We start from the raw sequence: 17,022 nt of genomic DNA, 5'->3' as shown, positions 1-17,022 counted from the left end.
TGATCGCCCCTTTTAATTCGTTATTGGTTTGTAAAATATTGATCGAGTACTTTGTTCATGAATGACATGAGCACATCGGCAAAAACATACGTAAGGTCTTTGCGATACAGCTCGTATTTCGTGCGAATTTGCTCGAGCTCATCCGGATTCTGGCTTCGAATGTAGCGAACGCATTCCTGCATCAGCGCACATCCTGCCGCATACTTATGCAGCCAACGCTGCAGTTCGGCATGCAGATCTCCATTCTCCATTCCCTTCGATAAACGGGAGCCGGCTTCGATCATTTGCTCGAAAAACTGCTCCAGATGATCGATGGCTTGTTCGCGGTCACCGTAGAAGTAGGCGAAGTTAAACTTCGTTAATTCAGCAGCAAGCTTCGGCGAGTCCGTCAAATACAAGCAGGAGTAGCGCAAGTTATCTGCAAATTGGAGCATATCCGCGAAGTTCGCTTGTCCGACAATCTCTTCAAGCGCGCCTTGCCAGCTCGCTTCCGGATCATACTTCTCGGGATTCCATAAGTAATCCGCGATCGTTGCATAAGCGATTTTGGAGCTTTCGGCGTATTCCATTCCGTTCGCGATAACGCCACGGGAGAAGCGGTATAGGTGCCGATCGCGCCCTCGGTACGGACCGATATGCATTTCATCCGTCATTTCAACATCATTTACTGGATAGTTATCCCAGTAGAGCGGTTTTCGATGCGTGCTTTGCGTGAACACGGCCGCTTCGCTCAGTGTAATTTCCGGCGCACATATATTTCGTCCGGTCCAGAACAGATCGATGCTCGGATGTATGCGGCTGCCAAGCTGTGAGATATACCGTTCGTCTCCTTTGCCCCAATATTGCGTCGGGCATACGATGAGCCGAATACTGTCATTCCACTTCATGATTTCCGCGTAGAAGCGATTCACTAAACGAATATGCGCTTCTACCAAATCGCTGTAAGCATCTTTATCCTCCTGGTGCTGAAGCTCTTCCGGAATATCATCGAGCAGCAAGCAGAAGTCTGTTACGCCGAGCTTATGGATTTGTTCGACTTTACGAATGAGTGCGGCAAAATCAGCCTCGCTGGAGTAACGCATGGACAGTCCCGGAGCAATGCTGTAGTAGAAATCAAGCCCCAGCGCAGTCGTTTCAGTGAATGCGTTGCGCAGTCTAGCGTAGGCTTCCTCATCGTACAGGTCCTGCCAGCGTTCGCGATGATAGATGTCGTCCTTTGGTCCGTAAACGTACGAATTCATGTTGTGCCTAGCGATGAAGCCGAGCATCTTGAGACGCTGCTCTTGGCTCCATGGTTGCCCATAAAAGCCTTCAATAATGCCGCGAACCGGGAAGCGCGGATAGTCGTAATGAGTACCGTCCTGCCACATCCCGCGCTTGATCATTCGTCCGATGGCGTTCAGGGCATATCTGAGGCCTCGTTCTCCCGCAAAAGTAATCCGAACCTCGCAGAGAGGCGGTTCGCCTTGAATAGAGAGCTCATAAATTTCATCGGAGACGGTAGATGTTTCATCGATATAGGCAAATCTGGCATCCATGGACTTTACAGCGCTGATTCGGATATCCCCACGCTCTCCGGAGAGATAGGAATAACCGTTACGCTCGCACCAACTTTGCACAATCGGGCTGTCCATGCCCAGTGAAGAGATGGAGGGCAAAGCTTCGCGAGTGGTCATAAGCTTCGAACAACTCCTTTATATCTGTCGATGAGACGACGATTGTGTGCATCTCCGCCATCCATGTTGCTGCTCGCGAACAGATCAGGCATCATTCCACGGTGCAGCAGCAGTTCAACGACTTCCGCTACAATCGCGTTAACGATGCATGCTCCGAGCACCGTGGAGGTTGGCGATACTTTAATAGGGAGACCGGCAATTTCAACCGCTGCGTCACCGATGCAGCCTTGATTGTCGATGACGACGTCGCTCACTTCGTGCAGCCGCTTGCCGCTGCTATGTCTGGACGAAGACGCATTGGCGTGATTGAGGCTCGTAATGGCGATTACCTTCAGCCCGCTCGCTTTCGCGGAGAGCGCCATTTCGATGTTGGCCGCATTTCGTCCTGAATTCGACGCAATGATGATGACATCGCCCACCTTCGGGGATTGCTGCTTCAACAGTACAGAAGCGAGACCTTCCAGCCGCTCCAGCTCTGTGCTTTGCACGGCATTCCGGTGCAGCATTAAGCCTTCCTCGAGAATCGGATTGACGCAAGCGAGGCCTCCAGCCCGGTAAAAGAGCTCCTCCGCGAGCATGTGCGAGTGCCCGGTTCCAAACACATGCAGCGTCCGTCCAGCTTCTATCGCATCTACAATCAGCAGCGCAGCCTGGCTCAAATTGCCGCTTTCTTTCGCTTTCAGCTCCCCGACAAGTGTCGCAATGCCGTCGATATATTGCGCTCCTGCGTTCACGCTTGCTCCTCCTTCAGTACTTCGTAGGTTGATTTCATCCGCCGCTTTACTTCCGGCTTCAGCAGCAGTCCGCTCTCGTGGAAGCTAGCAAAGATTGCGCCAAGCTCCGGCGGATTATCGATCAAGCTGACCGCCGAAAACGGGCACGCTTGCTCGAGCAGCTGCTTGAACTCGCCATAGATGCAGCGATTCTTCATAAATACACTGCCGCTTACGCCGATTGGAACGCCGGGAATGCCCAGCTTCTTCTCGAGCTCGATCGCATGCGCGGCTAACTCCCTGGCTGCCTTCTCAAGCAGCTTCAGCGCGACCTCGTCGCCTTGTTCGGCGCATCTTGCCACCTCTGCGGCGAACCTGGCAATGACATGCCGCTCGAGCGGCGGGTTATAGAACATATCAATAAGCTCGCTCATCTGCCGAATCGCGTAGTGCTCTTTTACCGCTTCCTGCAATGTCGTCGGCGCAGCCATTCCTTCCTCTGCAGCGACAGCTGCTTGAATCCCTTGAAGCGCGATCGGATACGCGCTACCCTGATCCCCAAGCAGATAGCCATAACCGCCTATGGTCAACAGCTCGTCTGTCATTCCCTTCGCAATGCCCATGGAACCGGTTCCGCTGATGATCAGGATACCAGGCTGACCTGCCGTCATCGCTATTAATGCGATATAGGAATCGCTGTGCATATAGATACTTCTGCTTGCGACGATGCCTTCGGTAAATCGCTTCAATACCTCAGGCGTCGCTTCCGCGCTTAATGCCGAATTTCCGATGTATACGCTTTCAAACTCGTTAACTTTTACCTTCATGATTAGCAGATCGATGATTTCCTTCAGATAATTGCGAGCTCGCTCCATTCCAACCGAATAGTAGTTGATTGAACCGCCGACTGCTTGAGCCAGCACATTGCCTTCCAAATCGACAGCAACCGCGGTCGAATGGGTGCCACCGCCATCAATGCCAACAAACACTTTGCTGATTGCCATATCTCGACACTCCTATAAACTGAGTACGCTTTCAGTTTAGAACAGGATGAGGTCACTCGGTACTGAGGGAGGATGGCAAATCCTATCTTTGTATGCGCATCTGCACGCCGTAAATCTATCCGCATTTGTCATATTCAATCCGTTTTTGATTTTTTATGTCATTGGGGAAGGAAACGGACAGCAAAAAAGGCTGTCTCGGACATCTTGATGATGACGAGATAGCCTTGGGTGAATGCCAAGATATATGGATGTAAAAATGAGTGAATAAGTAATACTAGTCCAACAACGCTGTTGGCTCAAACACTACGAGATTGCGCTAAAAGCAAACATAATCTCCGCCTCGCACACGATCTCGTCTCCCACCTTAGCGACGCCGCGGCCCTTTACGATCTGCCCCTTATGGCGAGTGACCTCGAACGTAAGGACAAGCTGATCGCCTGCGCCAACCGGCTGCCCGAACTGGCAATTGTCGATGCCGGTCAGCAGGCCGATTTGATCCTTGCTCCGCTCGCCGCCTGCCATTATGACTCCGCCAACCTGTGCCAACGCTTCGACGATCAAGACGCCCGGAAAGTGGCCGCCGTTACCGTACGGCTCGTTCTCCGTTACATTCTTGATGCCGACTGCCCGCTTCCCTTCATCAAGCTCCACAATCCGGTCGACGAGCAGAAACGGATAGCGATGCGGGATTAGCGCTTTGATCTGATCGCTATTCAGCATGTCGTGTAGTGCCTCCTCTAATCAACAATCCGCTCCGGTCATCTCGCTCGTGAACATGCGCTTATACTCCTTCGGGCCGATCTTCTCGGCAGTCTCCGGCGCATAGTGAAACTGCAGCGCGCGGCGGCGGTGCTCAGAGATATTGAACGCGGTGCCATGTGCCAGCAATCCGTGAAAGAACAGCGCGCTGCCCGGCGCTAGCGGCACCGCGACATTGCGCTCGACCGGAACGGCCGCATCGCACAGCTGCCAGTCGCGAACGGCATAGTGCGGCGTGCCGCCGTCCATATGGGAGCGCGGGATGAGCTGCATGCAGCCGTTATGCAGACCCGCTTCATCGAGTGCAATCCATACGCCGATAACGGGCTGGTCATACGCGAGATTGCCGTAGGCCATATCCTGATGCCACGGCTTCTCCCCGCCGCCCTTCGGCGGCTTGAGCAGCGCTTGGTCCTGCACCAGCTTCGGCTTTGTGCCGAGCAGCCGCTCTACAAGCGACAACAGCACTGGATGATAGGCAATGGCTCGAAGCCGAGCATCGACATCCGCGAACTCCGACAGCTTGCGGACGGCAAGCTCGCGTTCTTCATCGCTGTGCAGCTCCGCCCTCGGCTTCACGAACTGCACCTTCACCTTCGTCTCATCATCGAAGATGTGCTCCACGATCGCGTCCAGCGCACTTGCGATCTCAGCCTCGGACAGTATGCTGCTAACACCAATGTAGCCTTGCTGCCGGTAAAACTGGACTTGCTCTGCCTGCACATCCGCCTCTTGGAGCACCGTGTCGCAGATGTTATTTTGCGGATACAGTTCGACGTTAATCTCCTGCGGCGTTCTCACTTCACTAGTACCATGACCCATGTGACCGGTCGCCTCCCGAATAAACCGACTTCAATTACCAGCTTGTCAGCAGAAACACGACGAAAGGAATAATCCAAAGCATAGGAACGAGATTAAGTACGGCTGCCAGCTTCCGCCTGCGATTTCGCTGAAACCATCCGAGTGCGCTGCATACGACAACAACGATCGGATAGATCGTGATCACAAGGAAAAACAACGAGTTCCATAATGCGATGCCCTGGTCAAATACCATGAACGACATCAACCAGATGAATATCCAAGCCAAAAAACTTAGTGCATAAATAATTTGCGTAATCACTAAAAACTTCTTCACAGCTGCTTTCCTCCGACCTTCCGCAACTCAGCTATTGTACTTGCTCCATCGCCCCGATTTCGTCCCACGCCGCCGCAATGGCCTCGGCTAAACCGACTACCTGAGTCAAGTCCGTGCCCCAAACCGCATGCAAACCTAGCAATGCGGAAGCCAGCTCAACCGGCGACACGAGCTCCTCTTGTCGCGACCAGCATGCTGCGAGTGCTTCAAGAACAGCCTGGTCATCCTTCAGCTCGTACCGCTTGCCTTCGAATGTCCGGCCCCAGTAGCGGCCGTCCGCATCCGCAGACGATTGGTAATAACGCAGCAGCGCTGCGAAACCGCACACCAACCCCTGTTGCGACGGATCATGCAGCAGCGAAGGCAGCAGCCGCGCCTTGAACTTGCTGACGCTGTTCATCGCGATCGCTTCGAGCTTGTGCTCGATAAACGGATTGAGGAACCGCTCCAGCACAGACTCCGCATAGCTGGTCAGCTCCTCCTTCGCAGGCAGCGCCACGGCCGGGATGATCTCATTCATCACCGTGCTCCGCACGAATGCGCCAAGCTCTTCATGCTCCATCACTTCGCGCACATGCGTGAGCCCGCGCAGAATGGACAGCGGCGTCATCAGCGTGTGCGCCCCGTTCAGAAGACGCACCTTGCGAATTCGGTACGCCGCCAAGTCCGGGGTCCACTTCACTTCAAGCCCCGCTTTGACGAGCGGCAGCAAATGGTCCAGCTCCGGCTCGCCTTCGATGGCGAAGAGATGATAGGGCTCAGCCGTCACGAGCGCTGTATCCGAATAGCCCCACTCGGCGAACCAGCCGTCTGCTTCGCGCTCCGGATAACCGGTAACGATCCGGTCGACCAGCGTGTTCAGGAATCGGTTATGCGAGGACACCCATGCCAGGAATTCCTCCGGCAGTCCCCAGTCCCGCGCATAACGCAGCACGCACTCGCGCAGCAGATCCCCGTTGCCTTCGAGCAGCTCGCATGGAAGGAGCAGAAGACCTTTTTCCGGCTCGCCTTTGAACTTCACAAACCGCCGATAAAGCAGCAACGTCAGCTTGCCCGGATACGACAGCACCGGCTTCCCTTCCTCAACCGCTTCCGGCGTGTACACGAGCCCCGCTTCGGTCGTGTTCGATACAACAACCTGCAGCTGCGGCTCCTCGCCAAGCGCCAGAAACTCCGCCCACTCCGTGTAGGGATCGATCAGCTTCGAGAACACAGAAATCGTGTCTCGGCGCTCGACCTGTTCACCAGATTCGAAGCCGCGCGTGACCAGATTATAGATGCCATGCTGACCCCGCAGCCTCTCCAGCTTCGCACGACCGCTCGGCCGCGGCTGGCAGAGCGCGATGCTGCCGCTGTACAAGCCTTGCTGCCGCATCACGTGAACCATCCAATCGAAGAACCCGCGCAGGAAATTCCCTTCGCCAATTTGCACGATCGTGACAGGCGAATCCATCATCAAGTCGTACTGCTCCTGCTGCTCGCGTGTCAAAGAAGAACGGCTAAGTGCCCCTACTTCATTCGCATTCATACGAGTATTCTCCTCTTCTCCACTCCGCCGAACTAGAAACGGAAGTAAGCTTTCGCATTGTTATAGCACACCGCCTGCACCATTTCGCCGAGCGTCTGGATGTCGTTCGGCGCCTCGCCGTTCTCCACCCATTCACCAATCAGGTTGCAGAAGATCCGGCGGAAATACTCGTGCCGCGTATAGGAGAGGAAGCTGCGCGAGTCCGTCAGCATGCCGACAAAACGGCTCAGCAATCCCATGTTCGCGAGCGACTTCAGCTGCTCCAGCATGCCGTCCTTCGTATCGTTGAACCACCATGCGGAGCCGAGCTGGATTTTGCCCGGAATGCCCCCGCCTTGGAAGCTGCCGATGAGCGAAGCGAGCACATTGTTATCCGACGGATTAAGCGAGTAGACGATCGTGCGCGGCAGCTTGTCGTTCTCATCCAAGCGGCTGAGGAAACGAACAACCGGCACCGCGACCGGGCTGTCACTGATTGAATCGAAGCCCGTGTCCGGACCGAGCTGCGCGAACTTGCGCGCATTGTTGTTGCGGTGCGCGTTCATATGCAGCTGCATCGACCAGCCCAGCTCCGCATACAGCTCGCCCAGGAATACGAGCGTGCTCGCCTTGTACTTCCGCTCTTCCTCCAGCGTTACGCCCTCGCCCCGAAGCCCCCGTGCAAAAATCTCCGCCGTTTCTTCGCGCGTCGTCTCCGCCCAAGGCATATAGTCGAGCCCGTGATCGGACACGCGGCTGCCGACTTCGTGGAAGTAACGAACCCGCTTCTCCAGCGCTTGCAGCAAGTCGTCATAGCTGGCAATCTCGATGCCGGCGGCAGCACTTAATTTGTCGATGTATGGGACGAACGTCGCGCGGTTAATTTCGAGCGCTTTGTCCGGGCGGAATGAAGGCAGCACTTGGAAGCCGAGATCCTTCTCCTGCGCCAGCAGTGCGTGATGCTCGAGCGAGTCGGCAGGATCGTCCGTTGTGCAGACCACCTCTACGCCTGCGTCCCGAATGAAGTCGCGCACCGCGAAGCCGCCGCCTTGAAGCTTGGCATTCGCTTTCTCCCAAATGATCGGCGCGTTCTTCTCATTTATGATCTCTTCGATGCCGAACAAACGGCGCAGCTCCAGATGCGACCAATGATAGAGCGGATTGCCGAGCGTCATCGGCACCGTGCGGGCGTAAGCCAGGAATCTGTCGTAATCGCTGACTCCTTCGCCGCCTGTAATATAGCGTTCCTCTATGCCATTCGCACGCATCGCGCGCCATTTATAGTGATCGCCGTACAGCCATACCTCGGTCAGGTTGTTGTACGACTTGTTCTCGTAGATGTCCTGCTGGCTTAGATGGCAGTGGTAGTCAATGATCGGCATCGACTTCGCGTACTCATGGTATAACTTCTGTGCGGTCTCGCTATTTAATAGAAAATCATCGTCCATAAAAGCTTTCATTGCGGCATGCACCTTCCCTTTAATAGAGTCCATCTTCTCTCCAGCATAGCGCAATATTTGCGAAGTTTCATAACCGATCTTGCTATATCTCTTTCAAAATTAACTAATCTTGCGCTAAAATAGAAGGAATCAGCAGGCGATGCAGAAGAGGTGTGTACAGTGAGGCTTATAGCAGATGAACCGCTTTCCTATGGGGATGAGGAAGGCGATTTCTTTATCCAGCAGGTTCACCGGACGAAACCGTTCGAACGGGAGAACCATTTTCACCGCACGTATGAAATTTACTATCAGATGTCGGGACAGCGGTATCACTTCATCGACGACCGCTCCTATACGATTGAAGCCGGCGACCTCGTGTTCGTGAGCAAGCATGTCGTGCACAACTCCGCCCCGTTCGGGCCGCTGGAGCATGAGCGCATCGTCATCAACTTCAGCGACGCTTTTCTGGGCGAGGGCCATCCGCTGCACCATCCGGCGCTCTTCGGGCTGTTCGAGGGGAATGCTCGCTTGCTGCGGCTCGGCGCTCAGGAGCAGCAGTTCATAGGGGAGCTTCTCGGCAAAATGGTCAAAGAAACCGTGGAGTGCCGCCTCGGCTTCGAGACCTATCTGCGCGTGCTGCTCACGGAGCTGCTGCTGTTTGCGGCGAGGCAGCCGGTCATGCAGGAGGAGCGAGACGGCAGCTCGGAGCTGCAGTCTGCGGTTGCGGCAGGGAGTCCGCTCCAACACAAAATCTCCGAGGTCGTCCAGCACATCAACGAGCACTACGACACCAAGCTCGTGCTCGCCGACCTGGCGAAGCGGTTCTTCATGAGCCCGTATTATCTCAGCCGCAGCTTCAAGGTGATCACCGGCTTTACGTTGGTGGAATACATCCATCTGACGCGGGTGCGCGAGGCGCAGCGTCTGCTCAGGGAGACCGAGCTCAAGGTAATCGCGATCGCGGAGCTGACCGGCTTCGAGAATACCGGGCACTTCGACCGGATATTCAAGAAGGTGAGCGGGATGACGCCGCTCGGGTTCCGGAAGTCGGGGCGGCAGGGGTAGTCTGAACAGCCGACGCCGCAGCCGTTGTCGCAAGCAGCTACTCCGCTGCACGGGATGCATTAATCGTCAGCAACATCGCCGGAAGGACAAAAAATCCCCGCGAGAACTGATTCTCACGGGGAAGTACAGCTTCACTCTATCTGACTCTCGGTACGACAAAAGCTCGCTCATTCTTCTCAAAGCCGATTCGCGGATAGTACTCCATCGCACTCGGGGCGGATAGCAGAACAAGAGAAACCTGCTCTCCCAGATGCTCCTGCAGTATCCGGATAAGCTCTGTGCCAATCCCCTGCTTCTGATATTCCTTGCACACGGCCAGATCGGACAAGTAACAGCAGTAGGAGAAGTCCGTTAGCGCTCTGGCTATCGCCACCAACTTCGTTCCATTCCAAGCCGAAATATTCACATCCGCGTTATCGATCATCGTTTGAATGCGTTCGAGATCGTCAGCAGGACGCTTTATTCCGGAGCTCTTGAACACAGCAGACACTTCTTCCGCTTGCAGCGGCTCATTCACTTTGTAGGCAATCACAGGAATCCCTCCTTTAGATCGAAATAAAATTAATCATATAGAGATGCCTTCCTTTTTTCACTATAAAATGTTTACTTCATTCTCAATAAAAGTTAGGGGAGACGTTAAATGGCTGACGATAGCGGCAAGTTTCATCGACATATGGGCGTTTACGGGGTTTGTGTAACCACCGATAGCCGCCTACTCGTTATTCGAAAGATTCTAGGTCCATACACCGGCAGATATGATTTGCCCGGCGGACGTTTGGAACCGCTGGAAGCCTTAGAGCAAGGAATAACAAGAGAAATCCGGGAAGAAACCGGGCATACCGTTCGAAGCCTTCGGAATATTGGCGTCTGTGATTTTTCCGTAATGTGGTCGCTGCACGATGAAACAGTTGAACATTTGCACCATATTGCCATTTTGTATGACGCAGCAATTGACATCGAAGAGGTTGTTAGCATCGTTGAATCGTTCGAGGGACAGGATTCTAACGGGGCGATTTGGCTATCGTTTGATGAAGTAACTTCTGCCAATTCTTCTCCCCTGGTTATCCAAGCTATTGAATGGATTCGTGCCGGAACGCTTCCTATTGCGAGAGGATTCTTTGATTATAGAAGCTCATAAGCGGCGCTCTCCTATATTGGATTTTCCCAACATACAAAGCTCATTTTCGCCATTTCTGCCACCTATATTGGATTTTTCCATCCATTTTGTTAGAAATAGCCCGTTTGGGCCTAACTTGGCTAATAATGAGTGGATATATCCAATATAGATGCCGGAAAGACGCATTTTGGAGCAAAATGAGTGGGAAAAATCCATCATAGCGTTCGAGGTCCCGTTTCGGACGGGCGCACTTCGTTCAAACCCGCTCCACCGCAGCCTTCGTCCGATACTCCATCGCCGAGATGCCTTCCATCTCGCGGAAGACGCGGTTGAACTGCTTCGCGTTCTCGAAGCCGACGCGCTCGCTGACTTCGTAGATTTTGCAGTCGGCTTCTTCCAGCAGCAGCGCCTTCGCCTTCTCGATCCGCACCTTCTTCAAGTACGTGACGAAGCTTTCGCCCGTGAACTCCTTGAACGACTGGCTGAAATACGAGTAGTTCAGCGAGACGTGATTGGACACCATCGCCATGTTCAGGTCGCGGTGATAGTTCTCGTGAATGTAGCTGACCGCCTTCTTCATCTCTTTGTGCTCCGCATGCACCGAGCGCAGGCTGCGCACGTAGTCGCTAAGCCGCATCAGCAGATCCTCCACGCCGTGAAAATAATCATGGATCGTCTCGAAATTGTAGATGCTGCCGACCTTCTTGTAGATACGCAGAATCTCCACCGACTCCTCGCCGTACCGGTTAAAGACGCTGTCGATCACAAGCTCATTCAGCTGCTTGCTGATCTCCTCCATATACGCCATATCGAAGGCCGCCAGCTTCTTCGCATCGAGCAGCTCGGTCAATATTGCCTTCATCTCTCTATCGCGGTCGGTGCCGAGCATGTTCGCAAGCTTGCGGATCTCTTCAACCGGCACCTGACCTCCCTCATCTAAATGCCCTTTCGTCCGGTCGTAATGAAGCAGCAGCGGCTCCCCACATGTCTGCAGGAACCCATACCCCAGCGCTTCGCGCGCCTCGGCGTATGCCTCTTTCACTCGGCCAGCTCCAGACACCTGCCCGCTGATGCCTATCTGCCCCGCCATCTTATGCTTTTGCATAAAAGCAACCAGTCGCGCGAGCGGCTCCGGCGACTCGCACAGCAGCACGAACCGTTCATCCTTGTCCTTGAAATAAAACCGGATGCCCTTGCCAAGCTCCCCCGCGACCAGCGCTTCCAGCTGCGCGGCCCTGCTCCCGCCAGCCGCTCCGCCCGCCAGCTTCAGCAGGGCGACGTAATAATTTTCTGCCACAACCGCGCCCCAGCCCGCCTTCTCGCACCGCTCCGCAATCTCCGCCTCCGCCATATCCGGATGCAGGAAGATATAATTCAGCTGGCTCGCCAGCAGCTCATCCCGGTAGTGATGGACCTCTTCGAGCCGCTCCGTCAGCGCCGCTCGCCGCGCGAGCTCCTGCTCCACCCGCGCAAGCGACGCAAACAGCTCATCCCTCACGATTGGCTTGAGCAGATACTCCTTCACATCGTACAGCATCGCTTCTTTTGCATACTGAAAGTCATCGTGGCCGCTCAGAATCATCATCACCGGCTTCGTCTCAAGCGAGAGGGACTGCACTTCGCGGATAAGCGCCAGTCCGTCCATGCCCGGCATCCGAATATCGGTAATGACGAGCTCAATCCCGCCCTCGCGAATGAGCGTTAGAGCTTCCTCGCCCTCAGCCGCAAGCTGCACCTGGTAGCTGCCTGGAAGTCCGCGTTCGATAATCGCCCGCAGCCCTAGCCGAATGTTCTTCTCATCGTCGACAATTAATAAGCTCCGCATGTCTAGCTCAAGCCCCCGTTCCATATAAAATAAGGAATTCGCATCACCACGCGCGTATACGCGCCCTCGCTGCTTTCCACCCGCAAGCCGTACTCCTTGCCATAGAACAGCTGAATCCGCTGATGCACATTGCGCAGCCCGATGCCGCTGCCCTCGGTCTGATTCTCGGACGCCGCAGCCACCTCCGCGCGAACGCCCCGGCCTGCACCGCCGGCTAGCCCGGCTTCCTCCCGGCTGATCTTCGCATTCAGCTCCGCCGTCTGCTCCGGCGTCATCCCGATGCCATTGTCGGCAATTTCAATGACCATATGCGTATCCGTCACGACCGCCGTGATCGTAATGACGAGGTTCCGCTCCTCCGAAGCTTTCCACTTCATGCCGTGCTTGACGGAGTTTTCGACGATGGGCTGCAGCGACATTTTGAGCAACTCCTGCTCTAGGTAATCCGATGAAACATCAATTTGCAGATCCACCGTATGATCGAACCGCACATTCATAATGGCGATGTAGTTGGTAATATGGCCAAGCTCATCCTTCAGCCGCACATACTCACTCGTCCATTTGAGGTTGTAGCGCATCATGCCGCCAAGCGAAGTGAGCGCATCCGAGATGACCGGCTGATTCTCGATCTCCGCAAGCATCTTAATGTTCTCGAGCGTGTTGTAGAGGAAATGGGAATCGATCTGATTCTTCAGCGTCCGCAGCTCCGCCTCCTTGGAAGCCGCCTGCTTCGTGACCGCATCGGCGATGAGCTCATTGATCTTCTTCAGCATTTTGCGAAAATGATGGGCCAGCTCTCCGACCTCGCCGCCTCCGCGGATCGTGAAGTCAAAGTTAAAGTCGCCTTGGCGCACCCGCTTCATGAAGTCCGACAGCGTATGCAGCTTCTTCAGAATGATCGCGTTCATGAAGTACGTCGAAATCGCCAGAATGACAAGGAGCAGCATGTTGACGAAAATGATTTTGTTCCGCGATTTGTTAATATCTGCAAAAGCGTTCTTCAACGACACGACGTTAAGCACGTAAGCGTCCAGCTTCTCGACATGAATATAGTTGCCGAGGAAAGGCGTGCCCTTCTGCTCAAACAAGAAATGGCCGCTGCCTACACCTGATCGATGCGCATTCAGCTCCGTCATAATGTCGCTCTCGGTTAAGCCGACGCTGCTGAGGAAGGGATTGCTGGCATTACGGAACATTTTGCCCTCGCGGTCAATAACGAACATCTGTGACTGGCCTTCGCCCGGGCTATGGTACACATTGGTGAAGAAGTTGGTCAGCAGCATATCGACCTGCATAATGCCGACATGCTTGCCTGCCGGATATTCAATCTCGCGCAGCAGCGATATCTTAGGTCTCGACTCCGTTGCACTCGCGACAACCGGTCGAATCGGCTCCCGGTCCATTCGGTCGAAGTACCACAGCTCCGTGCCGTTCAGCTCGTTCACTTTCTTATACCACGGCTCTGCCGACATGCGTTTCTCCAGCAGAATGACCGGCCAAATCTCGTTAATCCGCTGATTGTTCGAGAACAGACGAATATGCTCGATATTCGGATTGTTGAACTGCAAGCGCAGGATATTCGAGACGGCTGTCGTGTCGAACTGAATGAGCTCCGACGCATTCGGCTCGTTCGTCCGCTCCAAGTAGTAGAGCACCTCTTTATCCGAGATCGACAGCTGCGCAGCGCGTTCCATCGTCTCGACGTTGTTGTTCATGTTAACGCGTTCGATCTCGAGCGTATTCTCGTACTTCTTGACGATGTCTTTCATATAGTTGTCCTTCAGCTCCTTGAAGATGAAGAACGAGATGAACAGACTCGGCAGAAGGAGGATCAAAATATACGAGAAGAACAGTCTCTTCTGAAGGGACAGCTGCTCCAGTTTGAATAGCATTTCTCGACTTGTCGTTCGCAACCGGCTTATCATGCAATCGCAACCACCTTCAGAAGAAATGAACGCTTATGAACGCTTATGAACGCTTGAAACGGGCATAAACAGCCGGCGGATAGACCACCGGCTGTTTCTATGAGGGAACCCTTGAATGCTATTAATTATTTCAGAAACTCTTTCAGCTTCGCTACATTTTCCTCATACTTCTGCTGACGGTATGCTTGAACCTTCTCGTCGCCAGCATCTTTGCGCTTGTCGAGGAATTCGTTCCACAGCTTGTCGAAGTCCGCATCGGATTTGCTCAGGATGAGCTTCGGCAGCGTTTTGCCCCAAGTCTGGTCGATCTTCGTATGCGCAATGCCTTCCTCGGAGTTGCCCGTCGGGTCGATCTGGTCGAATTGCGAGAAGCTCTTCGTCTTGCCCTTCGTCCAATCTTCCATTTGCTTCGATGGCTCAACGCTCGGAGGCGCCCATTGCAGGTTCATGTTCGTATCCATCAGCATCCAGAATGTGAACGATGCGCCGTATTTCTTATCGAACGCGGAACGGTCTTTGTTCATGAGATCAAGCACTTCAGGCTTGAATGTAGCCTTGCCGTCAACTTCATCGTACGTCTCGCCAGGAATACCCATGTACAGGTCTTTGTTGCCTTCTTCACTGATGAGGTAGCTCAGGAACTTGATCGCTCTTGCTTTGTCCTTCACGTTCTTCGAGATGAGCGTTACCGTCCAGCCGGAGATACCAGGCCCTGCCAATGTAGGCGGGTCTTGCGCTTCATCGGCCGGTCCGTCAACCGCGATATAAACCGAGTTCGGATCTTTGGCAAACAGCGCGTTCTCTTGAGCGGCAAAATCACTGCGTTGATACAGCATCGCGAAATAACGGCCTTGTGCGATCTTCTCTTCCATTTGCGGACGTTTATCAATGAAGATGTCCTTCGCCAGCAAGCCCATTTCGTTCGCTTTGCGGAACGTCTTCAGCCAGCTGATGTATTCCGCATCGGTCCGGCGGTCATACAGCTTGCCATCCTTCTCATACGGAACAGCAAGGAAGTTCTGCAGATAGTCTTGCAGCGAGTAGTTGCCTGTCTCGGTAAATTCATGCAAGCCGAGCGGAATGAGCGGCTGGCCGTTTACTTCCGGGAACTTCTCTTTGGCCATCTTGAGTGCGTTCAGGAAGCCATCCTTCGTGCGCATGTCAGGCTTGCCGAGCGCTTCGTACATATCTTTGCGAACGAGGAAGGTTTGGTTCGACGTGTAATCGCCGGAGAACTTCTCAAAATCCTTCGGAGACGACGATGCGTTCGGATAACCGTAGAAATTGCCGTCCGGCTGCGTGTACCACGATGTCTTCGCTGGGTCAGCTACTTTGAAGAAGTACGGATCGTACTGATCCGCCAGCTTGTTCAGCGGCTCGACCATTCCGCCTTCGATCATTTTCTTCACGCCGTCCTCGTACCAGCCAAGCGTGATGAAATCTGGCAGCGAGCCGGAAGCGATCATCGTGTTCAGCTTCTCGTTCTCGTTGCCTGCCGGCACGATGAAGTTGATGTTAACGCCTGTTTTCTTCGTAATGTATTGGGAAGTCGGGTCTACGCCCCATTTGTTCGGGAACCAGGAGAAGTTGAGATACCAGTCGAACGTAATCGGCGACGTGTCGGATTTCCAGCCCGGCTCGTCTGGGTTCGCCGCAGCTGCCGTGTTCTCCGGCTCGGCATCGTTCGTTGCCGTTGCATTGCCTCCGTCTGTCGACGCGTTGGCTTCTTTGCCGCTGTTGCCGCTGCTGCTATTGCCGCCGCTGCTCGCATTGTTGCCGTTATTATTGCCTCCACATGCGGCCATCGTGAAGACTAAAGCAAGTACTGACATGATGGCGATGACGCGATGAAACTTACCTTTTCTCATGTGCTCTTCCCCTTTGCTTCGCTTATTATAAGGTCATCCCCGGTGTAGCGCCACCAGTTCCGACGAAAAACCGACTTTTGGAGCAGATGCTTAGCCCTTAATAGACCCGATCATGAGTCCTTTGACAAAATACTTCTGCAAGAACGGGTACACGAGCACGATCGGCAGCGTCGTTATAACCATCGTTGCAAGCTTAATTGACTGCGAGGTAACGCTCTTCGTGATGCCCCCTGGCATCGCCGCCATCATCAGGTTGGAGCTGGATTGGGCAATAACGCGGTACAGGAACGTCTGAATCGGCTGCAGGTCCATGTTGTTGATGTAGATCATCCCTGTAAAATAATCGTTCCACTGCCACACGCCGTGGAATAGCGCGATCGTTGCAATAACCGGCATCGAGACTGGGATGATGACTCGCACGAAGATGGAGAAATCGTTGGCACCGTCAATCTTCGCCGCTTCCACCAGGCCATGCGGAATCTCCCGAAAGAACGCCAGGAAGATAATCAGATCGAAGAAATTGAACATCGCCGGAATGATATAGACGAGAAAACTGTCCAGCAGATGCAGATCGCGAATGAGCAGGTAGTACGGAATGAGGCCGCCGCTGAAGATCATCGTGATGATGCCGATCAGCATGTACAGCTTGCGGAACGCGAGCTCCTGTCTCGAGAAAGCGTAGGCGACCATTGCGGTGAAGAAGACGTGCAGCGCCGTGCCGAAGACGGTTTTGGCCACTGTAACGCCCATCGCCTTCATAATGCCAGGGTTATTGAATACCGCCTGGAAGCTGTCGAGACTGAACACGCGAGGCCACCAGTAGATGCCGCCGCGCATCGCATCCTGCCCTTCATTGAAGGCGTTGACGAGCACGTACCAGATCGGATAGATCGTAATGAAGCATACAATCAGCATGCCGAGGACGTTGCCGGCATCGAAGATCGCTTCGCCGGGAGTTCTTCTTTTGAGTAGGAGCATCGTTAGTTCGC

The 17,022-nt window shown here is 54.1% G+C and carries 15 protein-coding genes; 2 read left to right on the top strand and 13 right to left on the bottom strand.

What is annotated here, in order from left to right; all coding sequences use genetic code 11:
* Window positions 1–20: 20 nt before the first annotated feature.
* The 8 genes from A8990_RS12080 to uxaC all read right to left on the bottom strand — a co-directional run bounded on the left by A8990_RS12080 (window position 21) and on the right by uxaC (window position 8,254).
* Window positions 21–1,676 carry a protein O-GlcNAcase gene (locus A8990_RS12080; protein ID WP_116189288.1) on the bottom strand — a complete coding sequence of 552 codons (1,656 nt, stop codon included), beginning with the start codon at window positions 1,674–1,676 and terminating at the stop codon, window positions 21–23.
* Entirely contained in the window at window positions 1,673–2,410 is a 738-nt protein-coding gene (locus A8990_RS12075) for a sugar isomerase domain-containing protein (RefSeq protein ID WP_181909534.1), read from the bottom strand. Before A8990_RS12075 ends, A8990_RS12080 begins: the two co-directional genes overlap by 4 nt.
* Entirely contained in the window at window positions 2,407–3,393 is a 987-nt protein-coding gene (locus A8990_RS12070) for a BadF/BadG/BcrA/BcrD ATPase family protein (RefSeq protein WP_116189286.1), read from the bottom strand. The genes A8990_RS12075 and A8990_RS12070 overlap by 4 nt, the downstream gene beginning before the upstream one ends.
* 303 nt (window positions 3,394–3,696) lie before the next feature.
* Window positions 3,697–4,113 carry a 3-hydroxyacyl-ACP dehydratase FabZ gene (gene fabZ, locus A8990_RS12065; protein WP_116189285.1) on the bottom strand — a complete coding sequence of 139 codons (417 nt, stop codon included), beginning with the start codon at window positions 4,111–4,113 and terminating at the stop codon, window positions 3,697–3,699.
* A 21-nt stretch (window positions 4,114–4,134) separates the two neighbouring features.
* Window positions 4,135–4,974, bottom strand: a complete 840-nt coding sequence (locus A8990_RS12060) for a phytanoyl-CoA dioxygenase family protein (RefSeq protein ID WP_116189284.1) — start codon at window positions 4,972–4,974, stop codon at window positions 4,135–4,137.
* A 34-nt stretch (window positions 4,975–5,008) separates the two neighbouring features.
* Window positions 5,009–5,287, bottom strand: coding sequence for a hypothetical protein (locus A8990_RS12055; RefSeq protein ID WP_116189283.1), 279 nt, complete (start codon window positions 5,285–5,287; stop codon window positions 5,009–5,011).
* 31 nt (window positions 5,288–5,318) lie between these two features.
* On the bottom strand, window positions 5,319–6,815 hold the full coding sequence (locus tag A8990_RS12050) for a tagaturonate reductase (RefSeq protein ID WP_116189282.1): 1,497 nt from the start codon (window positions 6,813–6,815) through the stop codon (window positions 5,319–5,321).
* 32 nt (window positions 6,816–6,847) lie between these two features.
* On the bottom strand, window positions 6,848–8,254 hold the full coding sequence (gene uxaC, locus A8990_RS12045; protein ID WP_116189388.1) for a glucuronate isomerase: 1,407 nt from the start codon (window positions 8,252–8,254) through the stop codon (window positions 6,848–6,850).
* A gap of 159 nt (window positions 8,255–8,413) precedes the next feature.
* Here uxaC and A8990_RS12040 point away from each other — a divergent pair, with 159 nt between their 5' ends.
* Complete coding sequence (locus A8990_RS12040) at window positions 8,414–9,298, top strand: helix-turn-helix domain-containing protein (RefSeq protein ID WP_245995975.1); 885 nt, start codon at window positions 8,414–8,416, stop codon at window positions 9,296–9,298.
* A 136-nt stretch (window positions 9,299–9,434) separates the two neighbouring features.
* Here the strand turns inward: A8990_RS12040 and A8990_RS12035 are convergent, their stop codons facing one another.
* Window positions 9,435–9,830 (bottom strand): GNAT family N-acetyltransferase, encoded by a 396-nt coding sequence (locus tag A8990_RS12035; protein WP_116189281.1) that lies wholly within the window; start codon window positions 9,828–9,830, stop codon window positions 9,435–9,437.
* 108 nt (window positions 9,831–9,938) lie between these two features.
* Between A8990_RS12035 and A8990_RS12030 the strand changes: the two genes are divergently transcribed.
* A complete protein-coding gene (locus A8990_RS12030) occupies window positions 9,939–10,436 on the top strand; it encodes an NUDIX hydrolase (protein WP_116189280.1) in 498 nt (165 codons plus the stop codon).
* A 235-nt stretch (window positions 10,437–10,671) separates the two neighbouring features.
* On the opposite strand, the gene A8990_RS12025 is transcribed toward A8990_RS12030, so the two are convergent.
* The 4 genes from A8990_RS12025 to A8990_RS12010 form a co-directional block, all read right to left on the bottom strand.
* The gene (locus A8990_RS12025) at window positions 10,672–12,240 is read right to left on the bottom strand and encodes a response regulator (RefSeq protein WP_116189279.1); all 1,569 of its coding nucleotides are present in this window, start codon (window positions 12,238–12,240) and stop codon (window positions 10,672–10,674) included.
* A gap of 2 nt (window positions 12,241–12,242) precedes the next feature.
* On the bottom strand, window positions 12,243–14,165 hold the full coding sequence (locus A8990_RS12020) for a cache domain-containing sensor histidine kinase (protein ID WP_116189278.1): 1,923 nt from the start codon (window positions 14,163–14,165) through the stop codon (window positions 12,243–12,245).
* Window positions 14,166–14,290: 125 nt separating this feature from the next.
* Window positions 14,291–16,033 (bottom strand): type 2 periplasmic-binding domain-containing protein, encoded by a 1,743-nt coding sequence (locus tag A8990_RS12015; RefSeq protein WP_245995974.1) that lies wholly within the window; start codon window positions 16,031–16,033, stop codon window positions 14,291–14,293.
* 90 nt (window positions 16,034–16,123) lie between these two features.
* Window positions 16,124–17,011: a carbohydrate ABC transporter permease gene (locus tag A8990_RS12010; protein ID WP_116189277.1), complete on the bottom strand. Its 888-nt coding sequence runs from the start codon at window positions 17,009–17,011 to the stop codon at window positions 16,124–16,126.
* Window positions 17,012–17,022 lie beyond the last annotated feature (11 nt).

This window comes from Paenibacillus taihuensis, from assembly GCF_003386535.1.
Classification (GTDB): Bacteria; Bacillota; Bacilli; order Paenibacillales; family Paenibacillaceae; genus Paenibacillus_Z; species Paenibacillus_Z taihuensis.
Note: the sequence above shows the minus strand (reverse complement) of the source record. Positions and strands in the feature narration are given on the sequence as shown.

Excerpts from the sequence above, each read along its gene's own strand:
- A8990_RS12030 (WP_116189280.1), top strand. The coding sequence starts at position 9,939 with ATGGCTGACGATAGCGGCAAGTTTCATCGACATATGGGCGTTTACGGG.
- A8990_RS12020 (WP_116189278.1), bottom strand. The coding sequence starts at position 14,165 with ATGATAAGCCGGTTGCGAACGACAAGTCGAGAAATGCTATTCAAACTG.
- A8990_RS12010 (WP_116189277.1), bottom strand. The coding sequence starts at position 17,011 with ATGCTCCTACTCAAAAGAAGAACTCCCGGCGAAGCGATCTTCGATGCC.
- A8990_RS12025 (WP_116189279.1), bottom strand. The coding sequence starts at position 12,240 with ATGCGGAGCTTATTAATTGTCGACGATGAGAAGAACATTCGGCTAGGG.
- A8990_RS12060 (WP_116189284.1), bottom strand. The coding sequence starts at position 4,974 with ATGGGTCATGGTACTAGTGAAGTGAGAACGCCGCAGGAGATTAACGTC.
- fabZ (WP_116189285.1), bottom strand. The coding sequence starts at position 4,113 with ATGCTGAATAGCGATCAGATCAAAGCGCTAATCCCGCATCGCTATCCG.
- uxaC (WP_116189388.1), bottom strand. The coding sequence starts at position 8,254 with ATGAAAGCTTTTATGGACGATGATTTTCTATTAAATAGCGAGACCGCA.
- A8990_RS12070 (WP_116189286.1), bottom strand. The coding sequence starts at position 3,393 with ATGGCAATCAGCAAAGTGTTTGTTGGCATTGATGGCGGTGGCACCCAT.
- A8990_RS12015 (WP_245995974.1), bottom strand. The coding sequence starts at position 16,033 with ATGAGAAAAGGTAAGTTTCATCGCGTCATCGCCATCATGTCAGTACTT.
- A8990_RS12080 (WP_116189288.1), bottom strand. The coding sequence starts at position 1,676 with ATGACCACTCGCGAAGCTTTGCCCTCCATCTCTTCACTGGGCATGGAC.
- A8990_RS12050 (WP_116189282.1), bottom strand. The coding sequence starts at position 6,815 with ATGAATGCGAATGAAGTAGGGGCACTTAGCCGTTCTTCTTTGACACGC.